The 18455-nt window shown below is 66.3% G+C and carries 13 protein-coding genes and 1 tRNA gene; 8 read left to right on the top strand and 6 right to left on the bottom strand.

Translation table 11 applies throughout. From position 1 onward, the window contains the following. Positions 1–5 precede the first annotated feature (5 nt). From pal to HCU76_RS06035, 4 genes are all read left to right on the top strand, one after another. On the top strand, positions 6–515 hold the full coding sequence (pal, locus tag HCU76_RS06050; protein WP_213959314.1) for a peptidoglycan-associated lipoprotein Pal: 510 nt from the start codon (positions 6–8) through the stop codon (positions 513–515). Next, complete coding sequence (gene ybgF / locus HCU76_RS06045; RefSeq protein ID WP_213959313.1) at positions 515–1255, top strand: tol-pal system protein YbgF; 741 nt, start codon at positions 515–517, stop codon at positions 1253–1255. The genes pal and ybgF overlap by 1 nt, the downstream gene beginning before the upstream one ends. Positions 1256–1282: 27 nt before the next feature. Next, complete coding sequence (locus tag HCU76_RS06040; protein ID WP_256354023.1) at positions 1283–2092, top strand: ThiF family adenylyltransferase; 810 nt, start codon at positions 1283–1285, stop codon at positions 2090–2092. 44 nt (positions 2093–2136) lie between these two features. Next, positions 2137–2212: transfer RNA gene (locus HCU76_RS06035), tRNA-Lys, on the top strand. Positions 2213–2630: 418 nt separating this feature from the next. Here the strand turns inward: HCU76_RS06035 and HCU76_RS06030 are convergent. Further along, positions 2631–3248, bottom strand: coding sequence for an ABC transporter substrate binding protein (locus HCU76_RS06030; protein WP_213959312.1), 618 nt, complete (start codon positions 3246–3248; stop codon positions 2631–2633). 484 nt (positions 3249–3732) lie between these two features. On the opposite strand from HCU76_RS06030, the gene HCU76_RS06025 reads away from it, so the two are divergent. Next, complete coding sequence (locus tag HCU76_RS06025; protein ID WP_213959311.1) at positions 3733–5070, top strand: hypothetical protein; 1338 nt, start codon at positions 3733–3735, stop codon at positions 5068–5070. Positions 5071–5242: 172 nt separating this feature from the next. Here the strand turns inward: HCU76_RS06025 and HCU76_RS06020 are convergent, their stop codons facing one another. The 4 genes from HCU76_RS06020 to HCU76_RS06005 are packed head-to-tail and all read right to left on the bottom strand — an operon-like array spanning position 5243 to position 11537. Further along, complete coding sequence (locus HCU76_RS06020) at positions 5243–6073, bottom strand: SDR family NAD(P)-dependent oxidoreductase (protein WP_213959310.1); 831 nt, start codon at positions 6071–6073, stop codon at positions 5243–5245. A 33-nt stretch (positions 6074–6106) separates the two neighbouring features. Beyond that, positions 6107–7294: a lipid-transfer protein gene (locus HCU76_RS06015; RefSeq protein ID WP_213959309.1), complete on the bottom strand. Its 1188-nt coding sequence runs from the start codon at positions 7292–7294 to the stop codon at positions 6107–6109. Positions 7295–7342: 48 nt separating this feature from the next. Next, entirely contained in the window at positions 7343–10003 is a 2661-nt protein-coding gene (locus HCU76_RS06010; protein ID WP_218508752.1) for a LuxR C-terminal-related transcriptional regulator, read from the bottom strand. Between the two features lie 31 nt (positions 10004–10034). Next, positions 10035–11537 (bottom strand): aldehyde dehydrogenase, encoded by a 1503-nt coding sequence (locus HCU76_RS06005; protein WP_218508751.1) that lies wholly within the window; start codon positions 11535–11537, stop codon positions 10035–10037. Positions 11538–11722: 185 nt separating this feature from the next. Here HCU76_RS06005 and HCU76_RS06000 point away from each other — a divergent pair, with 185 nt between their 5' ends. The 3 genes from HCU76_RS06000 to HCU76_RS05990 are packed head-to-tail and all read left to right on the top strand — an operon-like array spanning position 11723 to position 16126. Continuing rightward, a complete protein-coding gene (locus HCU76_RS06000) occupies positions 11723–12808 on the top strand; it encodes a Zn-dependent alcohol dehydrogenase (RefSeq protein WP_218508750.1) in 1086 nt (361 codons plus the stop codon). A 28-nt stretch (positions 12809–12836) separates the two neighbouring features. Beyond that, positions 12837–14747 carry an AMP-binding protein gene (locus tag HCU76_RS05995; RefSeq protein ID WP_256354022.1) on the top strand — a complete coding sequence of 637 codons (1911 nt, stop codon included), beginning with the start codon at positions 12837–12839 and terminating at the stop codon, positions 14745–14747. A 50-nt stretch (positions 14748–14797) separates the two neighbouring features. Further along, complete coding sequence (locus HCU76_RS05990; protein WP_218508749.1) at positions 14798–16126, top strand: MFS transporter; 1329 nt, start codon at positions 14798–14800, stop codon at positions 16124–16126. A 60-nt stretch (positions 16127–16186) separates the two neighbouring features. Here the strand turns inward: HCU76_RS05990 and HCU76_RS05985 are convergent, their stop codons facing one another. Next, positions 16187–18307 (bottom strand): PKD domain-containing protein, encoded by a 2121-nt coding sequence (locus HCU76_RS05985; protein ID WP_213959304.1) that lies wholly within the window; start codon positions 18305–18307, stop codon positions 16187–16189. Positions 18308–18455: the final 148 nt, after the last annotated feature.

Below are 18455 nucleotides of genomic sequence, written 5' to 3'. Positions count from 1 at the left end.
TCCAAATGTTGAAACGCACGATTTACTCGCTGGCCGTAGTGGCCTTGATCGCCGGATGCTCGTCCAGCACCAAGCTGAACGACGTGCCCGTGACGGATGCGCGCGGTGGCGCGGGGCAGGGCGGGCAGAGCGCCGTGGCGCCGGTCAACGCCGACCAGGGCTCGCTCAATGCGCAAGGCCCGGTCGGCGTCGCCCGCATCGTGTACTTCGACTTCGACAGCTATACCGTGAAGCCCGAGTTCCAGTCGCTGATCGACGGCCACGCGCGCTTCCTCAAGGCGAATCCGTCGCGCCACGTGTTCATCGAAGGCCATACCGACGAGCGCGGCGGCCGCGAGTACAACCTCGCGCTGGGCCAGAAGCGCTCGGAAGCCGTGCGCCGTGCGCTCGCCTTGCTGGGCGTTGCGGACACGCAGGTGGAGGCCATCAGCTTCGGCAAGGAAAAGCCGGCCGTTGCGGGCTCGGGTGAGCAAGCATGGGCGCAAAACCGCCGCGCCGAGATTTCGTACCGTTGATGAGCCCCGCATTGAGTTTGCGGCGCGTGGCTTGCGCCGCCGTTGTCATGTGTGCCTCGCTCGGTGCGCACGCAGCGCTCTTCGAAGACGATGAAGCGCGCCGCGCGATCCTCGACCTGCGCCAGCGCGTCGAGACGATGCGCACGCAATACGAGGCAGCGAGCCAGCAGAATTCGCGCTCGGTGCTGGAACTGCAGAACCAGATCGAGGGACTGCGCGGCGACGTTGCGCGCCTGACGGGGCAGAACGAGCAACTTGCCAAGACGGTCTCCGACATGCAGTTGCGACAGCAGGCTGTGGACGACAAGCTGAAGAAGAGCGAGCCCGCGCCGGTGAACGTGGACGGGCGCGAGTTCACGGCCGATCCGCGCGAGAAGTCCGACTTCGACGCGGCGCTCGGCATCTTCCGTGCGGGCCAGTTCGCGCAGTCGCAATCGGCATTCGCGGACTTCATCAAGCGCTATCCGCAGAGCGGCTACAACCCGTCGGCGCTGTTCTGGCTCGGCAATGCGCAGTACGCCACGCGCAACTACAACGAGGCGATCGCCAATTTCCGCTCGATGCTCTCGCTGGCGCCGGACCATGCCAAGGCGCCCGAGGCGGTGCTGTCGATCGCCAACTGCCAGATCGAACTGAAGGACACCAAGGCCGCGCGCCGTACGCTGGATGACCTGATCAAGGCCTACCCGCAGTCGGAAGCGGCCTCGGCTGCAAAAGAGCGGCTGGCCCGCTTGAAGTAGCAGGGCTTCGTTCTGGATAACGCGACATTGCCCGATGCTGTCGAATCCCCCGAGGCGGCTGCCGACCTGGCGCGGCGCTTCGGTGGGCTCGAGCGGCTGTACGGCGTGCCGGGCGCCACGCGCATCCGCCATGCGCATGTGATGGTGGTGGGCATCGGCGGCGTGGGGTCGTGGGCCGTCGAGGCCTTGGCCCGCAGTGGCGTGGGCAGGCTGACGCTGGTGGACCTGGACCACATCTCCGAATCGAACATCAACCGCCAGATCCACGCGCTCGACGACACGGTTGGGCAGGCCAAGGTGGAAGCGATGGCCAGCCGCATCGCGCACATCAATCCCGACTGCCGGGTGCTGGCGATCGACGACTTCGTCGAGCCGGACAACTGGGCCGCGCTGCTCGCTCGGTCGGAGCAAGCGCACGGTCCGTTGAATGCCGTGATCGACGCTTGCGACGAAGTGCGGGCCAAGCTCGCGATGGCGGTGTGGGCGCGGGCCGGCAAGCATCGCTTCATCGCGGTGGGCGCGGCGGGCGGCAAGCGCCTTGCGCACAAGGTCGAGATCGATGACATCGCCATGGTCACGCACGACCCGTTGCTGGCGCAGATGCGCAATCGCCTGCGCAGATTGCACGGTGCGCCGCGCGAAGGCAAGAAGATCGGCGTGACCTGCGTCTTCAGCCGCGAGGCGGTCGCGCCGCCCGATGCGTCGTGCGCCGTCGAGGAGGGCGACGGCAGCCTCAACTGTCACGGCTACGGCTCGGTGGTGAGCGTCACCGCGACTTTTGGTCAATGCGCTGCAGGCTGGGCGCTCGATCAAATCGCGCAAGACGGCAAGCTATAATCTTTGGCTTTGCCGCGTTTGATGCGCGGTGAAGAAACAAGAGTGGGACGTTAGCTCAGTTGGTAGAGCAGCGGACTTTTAATCCGTTGGTCACTGGTTCGAATCCAGTACGTCCTACCAGAAAAGACAAGGGTTAGCAGGTAAGCACCTGCTAACCCTTTTGTCATTTTGTTAGATCTGTCTCGATCCATTCTTGAAGTTCCGTGAGTGGCGTCGGCGTTGGTGCCTCGGGGCGGCGAACGGATCGTTGTGTTGACTTGGCGGGTATGGAAGTGCCTTCATCAACCTATCCCACGCATCCCAAGCGAGCCATCGAATTCGCAATCAACGAAGGCTGGAACTTGGCTTCTACGCGCCGGTCTGAATTGGCCGATTCGATTGACTGGAGCCAGGTCGAGCGCTTCCCACGCTGCTGGGGTGGGCAACGAGTGGCGACGCGGTTTTTCGAGGCGGTCGTACAAAGGCTCGATCTGCCGCTTCGTTTTTTGCTATGCGGCACTTCAGTCTTGCAGTCCAAGAGACTCACGATATGACTTCGTCAGCCTGAAGGAGCGCGCTCTGCGGGATCGGGTCCGAACGAGAGGAGGCACCCATAGCCGCGATAGTCCCCCATCACAGGTACTCGTTGCGCTGTCTCAAATGCAACCCAGTCGTCTCGTAGCTTCGCGTTGATCTGGGTTGGCATGAGAAGTACGCCGTCGGCTTGCTCCCGCTTGACTAACGCGGCTGCCGCCGGGAAATCAGTAGCCGCGTCGATGTCCAATGGAATCAAGGTGAGACCCAGCGATCGCGCGTTTTCACTGTAGTTCTCGAAAGCCGCGTCGATGCTTGACTTGCTGAGGCCCGACTGCCGACCGCATTCCGGGCAGCGGGCCAATGCGATCTTGGAGATGGCCGGGACCGCGGCCTTGAACAGCTCGATCCGCTTCGGCACGAGGTCGCCGGCGAAGTTCGACATTCCAGTGACCTGCCCGCCTGGATGGGCGAAGCTCGCGACGAGGCCGGTTCGCAGCGGGTCGTTGATTCCGAACGTGACGACGGGGATGTTTCCTCCCGCCTCCACCACCGCATGTGCTGCCGTCGATGTGCCGGTAACGACCACGTCAACGCCCTTTTCCCGCATCTCTTTGAAGACGATCAGCTCGCTTCCCGCCATGGCGGCGTAGGGTCCGTCCTGGCCGAACGGCGAGATCTACGTCATGACGATGCGCGGGAAGAGGTTGCCGAACAGCTGGTAGCGCCCGAGTCGAGGCGCGCCGATGATGGTCGGCGACCAGCGGCCAGGCATGTGGCGGATGCGATTGTCGATCGCTGGCTATGCCCGGCCAAGGATGTGCTGTTGGGCGCCATCGGCACCGCTCTGGTGGGTGCGACCGTCATCGACCATATTGCCTGTCTGCTCAGCCGCGCTGCCGCCGCATGTGAGACCATCGCCACCCACCTGACGACGCTGATCGGCGTTATCTTTCGCTCTCTTGGGCGCACGGCGCAGGCGGGCGTGTCGGTCACCGCAGCGTCCTTCGCTAGTGCCTCGATCTGTTGTCCACCTCGGTGCACGCAGTGGTGCTGCGTGCTTTGTCGCTCGTAGGCTGATGCTGGCTTCTTGCAAGCAGGCATCAAGACTCACAGGAGGGTTCTCAATGCCACAGTTCTATATGTTCAAGTGCAGCACTTGCAACACGCGGATCAAGGGCCCGAAGGTTCAACTCGACAAACTGAAAACTTTTAAGATTGGCACCCTTTTCGTCGGAGGCAACCGGCCACCAGGCGTGGCATGCAGCAACTTGGTGCACACGGGAGTCACCTACACCGGAAACCAAGACCTGCTGGAAACGCTCTACGAGTTGAGCCAAGACCCCGCCATCACGAGCCCGACGGGCGGCGACAATGTGGCGGGCTACATCGATGGCACCGAGTTCAAGTTCTATAAGTCGACCAACCTGGCGCGGCCCGCAGTGGTCAACGCAATACTGGGCAAGGCGAAGTCGAACCACGCAACGGTCTACACCAACCACGCGGATGCGCTTTGGATCAAGCACTATCCAAAGATGAAGGTGAAGTTGATGAACCAACTGAAGCCCAACGAGGGTGACGGAGCGGTCGGCGTGACACTGGCCTTTCAAAGCGTCAAGAAGTGGCCCCGCCAGATTGCCGCACTCGCGCTGAAAGCCCCCCTCCCGGACGGCGGCCTCTACGCAGCGGCGGCAGGCCTCAGCAAAGATCTCGACCTCCCGCCCGGCAGCCGCAAGAAGGGCCTGGCCCGCGCGCTTCGGTACTACATGCTGGCCACCTACTCGCTGGTGGACATCAGCTCGGCCGAGGGCTACGAAGGGTTGAAGAACTACGTGGGCACCTTGCTCGTGAGCGACCAGGGGCAGATCCTCGCCGCGGGCATCAACACCGGGTCGTTCCGGCACGCCGAGGTCAACATGCTGCTGTCCTACTTCCGCAACAATCTCACGGCGACCAAGGTGCCCGAAAACAGCGTCATCTTCTCGACGCTCACACCGTGCAAGGGGTGCACCGGTTTTCTCTCGGTGACGAAATCCAGCAACTGCGTGATTTACTTCGGCCAGGAAGACACCGGCAAGGACGGCAAGGTCGGCAAGAAGATCTCGACTCAATTGAGTGAGAAAACCAAGGCCCCTCTCGGCCGGAGCAAGGAAAAGCTCCCCGGCGAGATCGATACGGACGATACCGAGGACACCGAGGGCACAGGCGTCGTTGCGTTAGGCACCGCGAGCGAGATCCACAAGGTTCAAGTGGACAAGGGCCTGACCAACTGCATGGGCACCGGGTCGATCGCGACCCAGATCGGCAAAGCGACGCATGCGAAAGAAGTCCTGCGTTCCGCGAGCGAGGCCCTGATCCAAAAGATGCTCAGGACCCGCGCAGCCTCAGACGCCGAGAGCGAGGTCAAGCTCGCCGTCCTCACGCATATTGGCCAATGGCTGGGTACGTCGAGGTCCGTTGAGTAATTCGGCCCCTGAACCGCCGCGCTTTTCGAGGAGGCTCCGATCCTTGAGGGGATGGAGCCATGAGGATGTCAGTGAAGTTTCGCCCGAGGTTCGGGAGCGCGCGGTGCGCATGGATCAGCCTTTCGGCATCATCTCTGCAGCACCTGTCGACCCATTCCGAGGCGATCCTGGCTCAGACGTTGCCGAAGCCGCCGCCGCAGACCAGCACCTGGCCCGAGACGTAGTTCGATTCGGGCGCGCAAAACAGGTAGACGGCGTCCGCTGCCTCCTCGGCCGTGCCCGGGCGGCCCAGCGGGATCACCTGCTTGCTGGCGTCGATCATGGACTGCTGAATGCCGACCTTGATCTCGCGCCCCTCGATGCTCACGGTCTTGCTGTCGCTGCCGGCCAGGGCCTGCGTCAGGCGCGTCTCGATGTGGCCGAAGGCGACAGCGTTGACGTTGACCTTCAAGCGGCCCCATTCGCGCGACAGCGTCTTGGTCATGCCCGTCAGGCCTGCCTTGGCCGACGCGTAGTTGGTCTGGCCCACGTTGCCGCCGGCGGCGATCGACGAGATGTTGACCACCTTGCGGAACACTTCCTTGCCGTCGGCGGCCTCGGCCTTGGCGGCCGCGCTGATCACGGGGTAGGCCGCGCGCAGGATGCGGAAGGGCGCCGTCAGGTGGCAATCCATGATCGCGTACCACTGCTCGTCGCTCATCTTCTGGATCACGTTGTCCCAGGTGTAGCCGGCGTTGTTGACGACGATGTCGATGCTCTTGTAGTTGTCGACCGCCGTCTTGACGAAGTGTTCGGCGAAGTCCGGCGCGGTGACGCTGCCGACGCAGGCGACGGCTTCGCCGCCATTGGCGCGGATGGTCTCGACCACTTCGTTGGCCGGTTCGGCGTCGAGGTCGTTGACGACCACGCGGGCGCCTTCGGAGGCGAGCTTGAGGGCGACGGCGCGGCCGATGCCGCGGCCCGAGCCGGTGACGAGTGCAGTTTTTCCAGTGAGCTTGGTCATGTGTTTGTTTTGATCAGGAGAGAGTGAAGGGAATCAGCCGCGGCCGTACAGGGTGACCACGCAGGCTCCGCCCAAGCCCAGGTTGTGCTGGAGCGCCAGTTCGGCGCCTTGCACCTGCCGCGCCTCGGCCGTGCCGCGCAGCTGGTGGGTCAATTCGTAGCACTGCGCCAGCCCGGTGGCGCCCAGCGGATGGCCCTTGGACAGCAGGCCGCCCGAGGGGTTGGTCACGACCTGGCCGCCGTAGGTGTTGTCGCCGTCCTGGACGAACTTCTCGGCGCCGCCTTCGGGGCAGAAGCCCAGCGCTTCGTAGGTGAGCAGTTCGTTGTGGGCAAAGCAGTCGTGCAGCTCGGCCACGCGGATGTCCTCCGGTGCCACGCCGGCCTTCTCGTAGACCTGTTGCGCCGCCGACTTCGCCATGTCGAAGCCGACCATCTTGATCATCGACGGCGGCTCGTAGGAGCTCACGCCGTCGGTGGTCATGGCTTGGGCCAGGATGCACACGTCGGTGCGCAGGCCGTGCTTCTTCGCGAAGCGCTCCGAGACGATGATTGCCGCGGCACCGCCGCAGGTCGGCGGGCAGGCCATCAGGCGGGTCATGACATCGGGCCAGACCATCATGTCGTTCATCACGTCGTCCACGGTGACTTCCTTGCGGAAGAGGGCCAGCGGGTTGTTGGCGGCGTGGCGGCTGGCCTTGGCGCGGATGGCGGCAAAGGTCTCCAGCTGCGTGCCGTACTTCTGCATGTGCTCGCGGCCGGCGCCGCCGAACATGCGGATCGCCATGGGCATGTCGGGCACGTCGCCGGCAAGCGTGTCCGCGACCGCAAAGCAGTTGCCCATGGCAGCGGGCCGGTCGTTGTACATGTTGCCCAGCGCGCCCGGCTGCATCTGCTCGAAGCCCAGCGCCAGGGCGCAGTCGACCGCGCCGCTTTCCACGGCCTGGCGCGCGAGGAAGAGGGCGGTGGAACCGGTCGAGCAGTTGTTGTTGACGTTGACGACCGGGATGCCGGTCAGTCCGACCTCGTACAGGGCCGACTGGCCGCTGGTCGAGTCGCCATAGACATAGCCGACATAGGCCTGCTGGATCAGCTCGTAGCCGATGCCCGCATCGGCGAGCGCGAGGCGGGCCGCCTCGGCGCCCATCTCGATGTAGCTGCCACTGGCGCCCGGCTTCTTGAAAGGAATCATGCCGACTCCGGCAACGACGACTGCTTGCGTCATGGGTCTATCTCCTGTGGGGATGGTGGAAAAGTGAAAGGGGGAGGCTGCTCAGGCCTTGAGCCTGCGCGCCCGCGTGACCGCGTCGTAGCGGGTGGACACGCCGAGCTTGCGAAAGATGTTCTTCAGGTTCCACTTGACGGACTCGTAGGTGATGTCCAGCGTCAGGGCAATGCGCTTGTTGGACATCATCTGGCCGAGCAGCTCCAGGATCTCGCTCTCGCGCGGCGTGAGCTTCGTGCCCTCCGGGCGGCCGCGCGTGTCCTCGCCAGCGGGGTCCCTCGCGGCGAAGGCGGCGGCCAGTTGCGCCAGGTATTCGCCCAGGGGCCCGTCGAGCTGCGCTTCGAGACGGGCGAGTCCGGCGCCCACCTCGGCGCCTTCGTCGATCACGGTTCGCAGCAGGCCGCGCCGCTGCGCCAGTGCCAGCGCGGCATGCCAGCGCAGCGTGGCCTCGTCGGTGCGCCCCAGCGCGTCGAGCGCCAGCGCGGAGAGCAGGTGAACGGTGACCAGGAGCCGGCTGCATCCATGCGAGGTGGCATGCCGGCCGACCCGCTCGAGCTCGCCCAGCGCGACCACCGGCTCGCCGGTGGCGATGGCGATGCGCGCCCGGACCAGTGCGGCCATGACCGGGATCTGGGCGAGCCATCCGCTGGCTTCCCGGTGCGTGGCCGCGAGTTCGTCGAGATCGGCCTGCAGCTGGATCGCGCGGTCCACGTCGCCTTGCGCGAGCACGATGCGCGCATGCTCGGCCAGCACATTGGCCAGCGCCCGATCGGTGCCCGCCTCGCGGATGCGCGCTTCTTCCGTGGCCAGGGCGGCGAGCGCGGCCTGCGGGCTGTCCTCGACTTCCAGCAGCCTGGCATGGCAGAGCATCGCGTGCGCCGCCGAGTGGCGGGATGCGGACTGCAGCATGTCGAGCCGGTTGGCCAGCGCCTCGCGTGCCTGCTCGATGCGATTGGTCTCGTGGAACACATCGGCCAGCACCGCGGCGCAGCCATTGGCGCTGATCGATCGCCGCCCGAACCGCTGCTCCGCGCGCAGCAGGCATTCGCTCGCGATCTGCTGCGCTTGCCGCATGTCGCCCTGCCGAAGCGCGGAATGCGCCAGATGCAGCGTGGCCAGGATGGCCATCTCGTCATCGCTGGTGCGGGTGATCCGCGCCACCGCCGACTCGTAGTGGCGCCTGGCCTCCAGGTGCCGGCCGGCGATCCCGTGGCTGGCGATGATCATCGCGGTGCGGACGTGTGAGAAGAAAGGGTCCGCAAAGGACTGGTGCGCCAGCGGGGCGATCCACTTCCACATCTCGTCGCTGTCGTCCCGGCTGCTCGCGATCATGGCCCGCAGCACGCACATCTGCGCCTGCACCTCGGCATCGGCCTGCGCCAGGGGGATCTGGTCCAGCCAGTGCTGCGCGTCCTCGTAGCGGCTGCCCAGCACGAAGGTGCAGCAGGCCGTCACCAGCACGCCGGGGTGGCGCAGTACGGTGCTGGCCGGCAGGCGGTCGAAGCAGCGCAGGAAGGCGCCGAGGTGGCTCAACGAAAGGATCCTGGGCGCGCTGCGCTCGATCAGCCCGATCGCGACCTCTGCCTCGTCGCCCAGCAAGGCATAGCGGATGCCTTCGGCCAGCAGGTCATGTGCGGCAAACCAGGCACTCGCGCGAAGGTAGAGGCGCGCGGCTTCGTGCCGCACAAGGCGTTCCGACAGGAACTCGGCGAACAGCGGGTGAAGCCGGTACCACTGGTAGCCGTCGTCGGAATCGACGGGAAAGACGAACAGGTTCTGGCGTTCGATCTGCGCGATCAGCGCCGCCGCATCGGGTGTCTGCGTCACCGCGCCGGCCAGGTCGGCGTTGAAGCGGCGCAGGATCGCGATGCGTTCCATGAAGCCGAGCAGCGAGGCCGGCAGGTGCGCGATGACATCCTCGAGCAGGTAGGCGCGCAGGTCGGCGGGCCGGGGCATCATCCGGCGCAGGCGCGTGCGTGCATTCGGATCGGCCTTGAAGGCGATCGTCATCAGTTGCAGGCCGATCGGCCAGCCATCGGTGAGCGCGTGCATCCAGTGCGCGCCGTCCGCATCGATCGCCGCGTCGAGGTTCTCCTTGAGGAAGGACAGGCTCTCGTGGAAGTCGAAGCAGAGGTCGGCGCAGTCGATCTCGGCCAGGTCGCCACTCGCCCGCAGGCGCCCCAGCAGCAGCCCCGGCATCGAGCGCGACGCCAGCACCAGGTAGAGGCGATCCGGCGCGCAATCGACCAGGGCCTGCAGCAGTCGCGTGACCTGCGGGTCGTCGACATGGTGCAGGTCATCGATCAGCAGGTGCACGTCGTGTGGCACCTTGGCCAACGCGTTGACCAACGCCCACGCGACCGGCTCCGGCGAGCTGCCGAGATCGGCGCCGGCCAGGTAGGGCAGCTCTTCCTGGATCGGCACGCCTGCTTCCCGCAGGGCGCCGATGAGGCTTGCGCAGAAGGGCGCGAGCTGGCCGTCCTCGGCCACCAGCGACAGCCATGCGACGTTCTCACCGGCTTTCAGCAGTTCCTTGCGCCATTGCGCGAGCAGGGTGGTCTTGCCGTAGCCCGCCCCGCCGCTGACGAGGACCAGCCGGCACTCGCGACTCTGCTGCAGGCGGTACAGCAGGTGCTGCCGCAGCACCGACCGGGCGCTCGTCCGCGGGGGCGAGAACTTGGTGCTCGGAAGGAGCCTGGCGGATTGCATGGTCACGCGCCTGCGGCACTCTTGCGTTGCGTCAGAGCGCGATCGCCACCGACTTGAGCTCGGTGTAGGCTTCCACGCCTTCGCGGCCCAGTTCGCGGCCCACGCCGGATTCCTTGTAGCCGCCGAAGGGCAGCGCCAGGTCCAGCCCGGCCGGCGCATTCACCCGCACGGTGCCTGCCTTGATCTTGCGCGCGAGCTTGTGGGCCACGCCGATGTCGCGCGTCCAGATGTTCGACGACAGGCCGTAGCAGGTGTCGTTGGCCAGGCGCGCGACGGCGTCCAGGTCCTCGTCCTCGAAGGGCATGGCGCACAGCACGGGGCCGAAGATTTCCTCGCGCATGACCGACATGTCAGGCAGCGTTCCGGTCAGCACCGTCGGTTGCACGAAGTTGCCCGCGCCCTCGATGACGCCGCCACCTGCGATGACATCCGCGCCTGCCTTTCGGCCGGCCTCGATGTAGCCCGTGACGCGCTGCATGTGCTCGCGCGACACGAGAGGGCCGATCTCCGTGCGCGGATCAAGGCCGGAACCCACGCGCAACTTGGCAGCGGCACCGGCGATGGCGCCGACCACGTCGTCGAACACCTTCCGGTGCACGTAGAGACGCGAGCCCGCGATGCACATTTGCCCGGTGTTGCCGAAGATGCTGTGCACGGCCGCCGTGACGGCCTGCTCCAGGTTGGCATCGGGAAACACGATGAACGGCGACTTGCCACCGAGCTCCAGCGTCACGCGCTTCATGGTGTGCACGGCGTCCCGCACGATGGACTTGCCCACCGCCGTCGACCCCGTGAAGGTGATCTTGTCGACCATCGGATGCGCGACCAGCGCCTGGCCCGCCGCCTGGCCCAGTCCGGTGACGACGTTGACCACGCCGGGCGGGAAGCCTGCTGCCTCGATCAGCTGCGCCAGGCGCACGGCCGTCAACGGCGTCTGCTCGGAAGGCTTGAGCACGACCGTGCAGCCTGCGGCCAGGGCCGACGCGATCTTCGTGACGGCCATCATCAGCGGGTAGTTCCACGGCACGATCGCGCCGACCACGCCGATGGGTTCGCGCAGCGTGTAGGCGTGCCACTGGCCGGGCATCGACGAGGTGATCGTCTCGCCGTTCAGCTTGGTCGCCCAGCCTGCCATGTAGCGCAGGCATTCCGATGCCAGCGCCACGTCGCCGATGCGGGCGATCTTCAGCGGCTTGCCGTTGTCGAGCGATTCGAGCAGCGCCAGTTCATTGGCGTTGGCGTCGATCGCATCGGCCAGCTTGTGCATCAGCCGCGAGCGGCCTGCCGGGGGCATGCGGGCCCACGGGCCGGCGTCGAAGGCCTGGCGCGCGGCCTTGACGGCCAGGTCGATGTCGGCAGCGCCGCCGGCGGCGGCCTGGGCCAGCAGGCGATCGGTCGCGGGGTCCACCACGTCCAGGGTCTCGCCCGATTGGGCGGGCATCCATTGGCCGCCGATGAAGTTCTGCAGCGGCTGCGCCAGGAAGCCGGCGCCCAGTGCGGCGGCTTGTTGCTCGATGGTGAGGTTGGTCGTCATGGCGTCTGTCTCATTGAAGGTTGAAGGTCAGTCGCATTCGAGGATTGCAGGGCCCGGGGTGGCTTGCACCACTCCGGTGGAGTGGCGCAGGTCCGCGTGCCACTCCACCGGAGTGGTGAAGTGCTTGCGGCTGCGACCTAACCTCGTCTCATCCCGACAGCTTCAACCTGAAAGAGCAAGAGACAATGAAAGCAGCCGTATTCCACAGTCCCGGCACACCACTGGTGATCGAGGACGTTTCCATCGACAAGCCCGGACCGCACGAAGTGCTGATCCGCACCGTGGCGGCCGGCGTGTGCCACTCCGACCTGCACTTCGTGGACGGCATGCTGCAGCACCCGGCGCCCGTGGTGCTCGGCCACGAAGCGGCCGGCGTGGTCGAGCAGGTCGGTTCGCTGGTGCGCACCGTCAAGCCCGGTGATCACGTGGTGACCTGTCTCTCGGCTTACTGTGGCCATTGCGATCATTGCCTCACGGGCCACCTCTCGCTGTGCGTCTCGCCCGACACCCGTCGCGGCAAGGGCGAAGAGCAGCGCCTGTCCTACCTGCAAAAGCCGATGCCCCAGTTCGGCAACCTGTCGGCCTTTGCCGAGCAGATGCTGGTGCATGAGCATGCCTGCGTCGCCATCCGGCGCGACATGCCGCTGGACCGCGCCGCCCTGATCGGCTGTGCCATCACCACCGGCGCCGGCGCGGTGTTCAACACGGCCGGCGTGCGGCCGGGCGAGACCGTCGCGGTCATCGGTTGCGGCGGCATCGGGCTGGCCGCGATCAACGGCGCGGCGCTGGCCGGTGCGGGCCGCATCATCGCGATCGACATGCTGCCGTCCAAGCTCGAACTGGCCAAGCTGTTCGGCGCCACCGACGTGATCAATGCAGCCGACACCGACGTCGTGAAGGCGGTGCGCGATCTCACCAACGGCGGCGTGCACTTCTCCTTCGAATGCATCGGCCTCAAGGCGACCGCGGAGCAATCGTTCGCGATGCTGCGCCGCGGCGGCACGGCGACCCTGATCGGGATGATCAAGCCGGGCGTGAAGCTGGAACTCGATCCCAATCACCTGCTGCACGAACGCCGCATCCAGGGTTCGGTCATGGGATCGAACCGCTTCCCGGTGGACATCCCGCGCCTGGTCGATTTCTACATGGCCGGCAAGCTGCACCTGGACCCGATGATCTCGCGCCGCCTGGAGCTGGGCCAGATCAACGAGGCTTTCGACGAACTACGCCGCGGCGAGCTTGCCCGTTCCGTGGTCGTCTTCGAGCAATAAGCAAACAAACAATAAAAGGAGACATCCCATGACCCAAGCTGCACAAGCCAGCCAGCTGCCCGAAGCCTTCTCGGGTGAAGCTGCCGCCGAGCCAAGCTTCCGCGACTCGAAGCTGCTGAACTCGGCAGCGTCGCACCAGCGCCGCGCCGATGGCACGCTGCTGATGAAATCCCTGGACGATCCGGGCGAGATCACAGAGTCCACCTTCAGCGAATTCGTCGCTCAGTGGGCGCAGACCCGTGGCACGCAGGTGGCCCTGGCCGAGCGCAACGGGCCCGACACCTGGCGCACCATCGACTGGGCAGGCTTCCATCGCCAGATGCTCTCGGTGGCTGCCGCGCTGCTCGAACTCGGCCTGTCGCAAGCGCGGCCGCTGATGATCCTCTCGGGCAACTCGATCGAGATGGCCGTGCTCACGATGGCGGCGGACTACGTCGGCATCCCCACCGCGCCGGTCACGCCGGCCAGCGCGCTGATGAGCCAGGAGTTCACGCGCCTCATCGACATGCATGCGCTGGTCGAGCCGGCCGCGGTCTTCGTGCAGGCGGTCGGGCCCTTCGCCAAGGCGCTCCAGGCGCTCGGCACGCCGGCCGGCGAGATCATCGCGGTGCAGGGCAGCACGCCGGGCCAGATCACCTGGCAATCGCTCGTCGAGACGCCCATGACGCCGCAACGGCTCGCCGCCGTGCAGGCCGCCCACGAGGCCATCGACGTCGACCGCGACGTCGCACGCATCTTCTTCACCTCGGGCTCCACCGGCGTGCCCAAGGGCGTGCCGCTGCGCTACCGCAATGCCGCGGCCATGATCGGGCAGATCCGCTACATGCACCGACCCATGCTCGACGAGACGGTGGTGATGCTGGACTGGCTGCCCTGGAGCCATGCCTTCGGCGCCGTGGCCAACTTCGGCCGCCTCTTCGTGACCGGCGGCTCCTTCTACATCGACGACGGCCGGCCCCTGCCTGCCATGTTCGCGCGCACCGTGCAGAACCTGCGCGAGGTCTCGCCCTCGTTCTATGCCAACGTGCCGGCGGCATTTGCCATGCTGAGCGCGGAACTGGAGCGTGACGAAACGCTGGCCCGCTCCTTCTTCTCGCGCCTGAACTTCGCCGGCTATGGCGGGGCCAGCCTGCCGCGCGACGTCTGGAAGCGCTTCCAGGCCGTGGCGGTGCGCACCATGGGCCAGCGCATCGTGTTCGCCTCCGGCTTCGGCGCGACCGAGACGACCGGCCTGGGCTCGGGCTTCACGGTGCCGGGCGAGGACGTGGACAACATCGGCCTGCCGGGTCCGGGCGTCGAGCTCAAGCTCGTCCCGCTGGAAGGCGAGGAGGGCCGCTACGAGATCCGCACGCGCGGGCACCATGTGTTCCCCGGCTATCTCAAGCGTCCCGACCTGAGCACGGCCGCCTTCGACGACGAGGGCTTCTACTGCCTGGGCGATGCGGTTCGCCTGGCCGATCCGCAATTGCCCGGAGCGGGCCTGCGCTATGCCGGCCGCTGCGTCGAGGACTTCAAGCTGGCCAGCGGCACCTGGGTGCGCACCGGCGCGGTCCGCCTCGGCCTGATCGAGGCCTGCGCACCCTTGCTGGCCGACGCGGTGATCTGCGGACACGACCGTCACCAGCTGGGCGCGCTCGCCTGGCCGAATGTCGCGCAGTGCCGCGCCTTGGCGCCTGAACTGGCCGAGCTGCCGGTTGAGGCGCTGATCCGCCACCCGCTCGTTCTCGATGCATTGCGCGCCAGGCTGCGCACCCAGGTCGGCGCCAGCAGCCAGCAGGTGCGCCGCGTGATCCTGATGGCCGAGCCGCCGTCGCCGGATGCCTATGAGATTGCTGACAAGGGCTATGTGAACCAGGCCATCACGCGCCAGCGCCGCGCCCACCTGATCGACGTGCTGTATGCCGATCCGGTGGATGCCGCTGTCGCCAGCATCGGCTGAGTGACCCCGCGCACGCACCCTTGACAGACACAAACAACCCGGAGACAAGAATGCAATCCACCCCCATCGCGCTGGACGCCAAGCTCGGCATTGCGGTACGCGACGACACTGTCGAGTCGGTGTACTCGAAGGTCGGCTGGCGCATCATGCCGCTGCTGATCATCTGCTACATCGTCGCCTTCCTGGACCGCATCAACATCGGCTATGCGCAGTTGCAGATGAAGCAGACGCTGCCTTTCAGCGACACGGTCTACGGACTGGGCGCGGGCATCTTCTTCATAGGCTACTTCCTGTTCGAAGTGCCGAGCAACCTGATGCTGGCGAAGGTCGGCGCGCGCAAGACGCTGCTGCGCATCATGTTCTGTTGGGGCATCGTCGCCGCCGGCATGGTGTTCGTGCAGACGCCGACGCAGTTCTACGTGCTGCGCTTCCTGCTTGGCGCCTTCGAGGCCGGCTTCCTCCCAGGTGCGATCCTGTACCTGACCTTCTGGTACCCGTCGGCGCGGCGCGGCCAGATGATCGCCCTGTTCATGACCGCGACCACCCTCGCGAGCCTGATCGCCGGTCCGTTGTGCGGCGGGATCATGAAGTGGATGGACGGCATGAACGGCTGGCACGGCTGGCAATGGCTGTTCCTGGTGCAGGGCCTGCCGGCGTCGGTGCTGGGCATCGTCGCCTTCTTCTACCTGGACGACAAGCCGGAGGATGCGAAGTGGCTGGACGCGCGCGAGAAGGCGGTGCTCCGTGACCATCTGGAGCACGACCAGCGCCCGGTGGCCGGTACTGCCCACGGTTCGGCATGGCAGATCCTGAAGGACCCGAAGGTCTATTCGCTGGCGCTGGTGTTCGCCCTGTTGCTGGGGGCGGCCTACACCGTCGTGTTCTGGCTGCCCACGCTGATCAGGAGCTGGGGCATTGCCGACCTGTTCATGATCGGCATCTACGCCGCCATCCCCAACATCTTCGGCGTCATCGGCATGGTGCTGATCGGCCGCAACTCCGACCGCACGAAGGAGCGGCGCTGGCACTTCGCGGCCTGCGCGCTGCTCGCCGCCGCCGGCCTGACCCTGACCATCGTGATGCAGGGCAACTTCATCGGTTCGATGATCGGCCTGTGCATCGCCGTCACGGGCATCGCCTCGCTGGCGCCGCTGTTCCTCACCATCACCAGCGAGTACCTGTCGAAGGCGGCTGCCGCCGGCGGCATCGCGTTGATCAGCAGCCTAGGCAACCTCGGTGCGGCCGTCAGCCCGTCGATCACCGGCGCCATCAACGCCGCCACCGGCAACCCGAACAACAGCATGTACCTGGTGGTCGCAATGTATGTCGCTGCCGCCCTGTTGCTGCTGCGCTCGGTGCGGCCAGCCCAGCGCGGATGAACGCGCCGGGAGTCGCCCGGCGTCGCCGGATTCGCGGCCATTTGCCCACGAACTGACTAACTACTGCACAGGCGCCTGCGCCGTCGCCGAATTGCCAGCGCCGTCCCACGCCGTCACCTTGATCGTGCCGTTGAGCGGAAGGCGGTTGCAGGATACGGTCAGGCCAGACGGCTGCTGGCCGTCGGGGCAGGTCCAGCGGGCTGCCAGCAGTTGTCCCTGGCCGCCCTGTGGCGTCAGGTTCAACTGAATCTTGCCGACATCCTGCTCCGATGGCGATGCCACGATGGCCAGCGACAAAGGCTGCTGAATGGTCAGCGTCTGCGACCAGGCGCGTGCATTTCCGGTCGTGGTATCGGTCACCTTCGCGGTCACCTTGTAGGCGCCCGGTGTGGTAAAGGCATGCGACAGGCGGTCCGAGCTGTTGGAGTTGACCGCGCCAGAGTCGTCGCCGAAGTCCCAGTCGATCATGCTCAGCGCATGTGCCGGCTGCTTGTAGTTGTTCTGCGGCTGGGCGGTGGAACCATAGAAGCTGATGGTCGCTGCCGTGGTGGCGATGCGAGTCGAATAGAACTGGATACCTGGCAGGTCGCCTACCGTGCTGTCGTAGACGGCCTTGACCACGTCCTTGCCCGCCTTGACCTTGAAGCCGAGCGCGGCCGCATTCGAGTAGGCGCCGTCGGCGGTCAGTTGACCCAGGTCCGGCCCGACGTTGTAGCGGGCGAAGTCGCCCGAGCCGAACTGAACCGTGGTGTAGTCGCTCGGCGACCAGGCGTAGCCCAGGAAGTCACCCGACAGGCCAACGACATTGACGGATTGCGCGTCCAGGACTTCGCCGCGGACCGTGTCGTTCACCTCGGCAAAGGATTCTCCAGGGTTGCTGATGTAGAGCAGCGGCCCGATGCGCAGCGCCGTCATGTAGGTGCCCAGCGTGGTTGCGCCGCTGCCGCTGACAGCACAGTTGCCGTTGCACCAGGGTGCGACCAGCGCGCGCGGCACCGAGCAGTTGCCGCCGAGCGCCGCATTGCAGTTGGGGCCACCGAAGGGGGCGCTAGCCGCGTTGTACTTCATCAGGCTGAGCAGCCCCTGGTTCTCCGCCGTGGCGCCGACCGTGACGTTGTTGATCAGGGTCTCCGAACTGCCCAGTGCGGCGCTCGTCAGGGGAGCCGCCTTGGCCATCGCCAGACGCAGTGTGTTGAGTACGTATTCGCCCTGGTAGGCCACCTCGGCATAGTCCGCGTTCTGGCCGGGCGATTCCTGGCGACCCAGCGTGCCGGTGGCGACGACGGCCATGCCACCGATGGTGTCGTCCATCTGCTTGCGCACGTAGCCCGGCACGTCGGCCGAGAAGCCTTGCGTGACCGCGCCATTGAACGGCCGGAACTGGTCTGGATGGTTGGGAATGTTGACGTAGAGCGCGTTGGTCGCGCCTGTCTGCGGATCGCGCGCCCACAGCACCGGCATGCGTGCATCGACGGCGAAGCCGTCCACGTGGTCGGTGCCCTGGCCGTTCTGCCAGATCAAGGCATCGATGCTGCCGTTGGCCACCCACAGCTCCGAGGTCTTGAGGTCCGCAGCGGCCGCATCGACGGCCTGCACCACGGCATCGTGGACCTTCTTCACGTAGGCGCGGTTGTCCGTGCCCATCAGCCCCCAGATGCCAACCAGCGTCGGCGTCGCATGCGAGTGCGTCGTCGAGACCATGACCGCCGAGCGATCGACTGTGAAGCCGCGATCGGCCAGCTTCTGCGCCGCGTCCACTCGGGCCCCGAACTGGCCCATGCCCGCTTCGGCGCCTTGGTAGTCGGCGAACCAGCCGGTGCTGTCGACCACCGCGAAGGCCACGGCCTTGTCGCCGCTGGCCACCACGAAGGCGCGCACTTCGAGCGGGTCGTTGCTGGTCTGGATCGCCGGCTTGGACTTGTCGGAGTAGCCACCGACGTAGACGGGCTTGTCCGGCGCGATGCTGACGGTGGCCGCGCCGACCTTGAACAGTGCGTTGGGCGTGGGCGCAGGCTGAGTCGGCGCGCCATTCGTCGGTGCGTCGGGCGCCTTCTGTGTGGTGTCCTGCGGCGCGGCATTCGACGCGAGCGGCAGGCTGAGGGCGGGGCCCGAGTTGCCACCGCCGCAGCCGGCGAGCAGCGCGATCAGCGCGCAGCCCAGCCAGGCAATTGATCTCTTCATTCTCTATCTCCAGGGTTCATTGGGTCTGTTGTGTCGCAGGCCCGCAGGGGTGCTGCGACGCGCCGACGAACTCTATGGGCGTCGCCCGCGGCGATCCATGACTTGTGGTGCCAGCAGCTTTGCCTTTGGTGACACGCCTTGGGGGCGC

Origin of the sequence: Variovorax sp. dw_308 (assembly GCF_019207085.1) — a bacterium.
GTDB lineage: Bacteria > Pseudomonadota > Gammaproteobacteria > Burkholderiales > Burkholderiaceae_C > Variovorax.
Note: the sequence above shows the minus strand (reverse complement) of the source record. Positions and strands in the feature narration are given on the sequence as shown.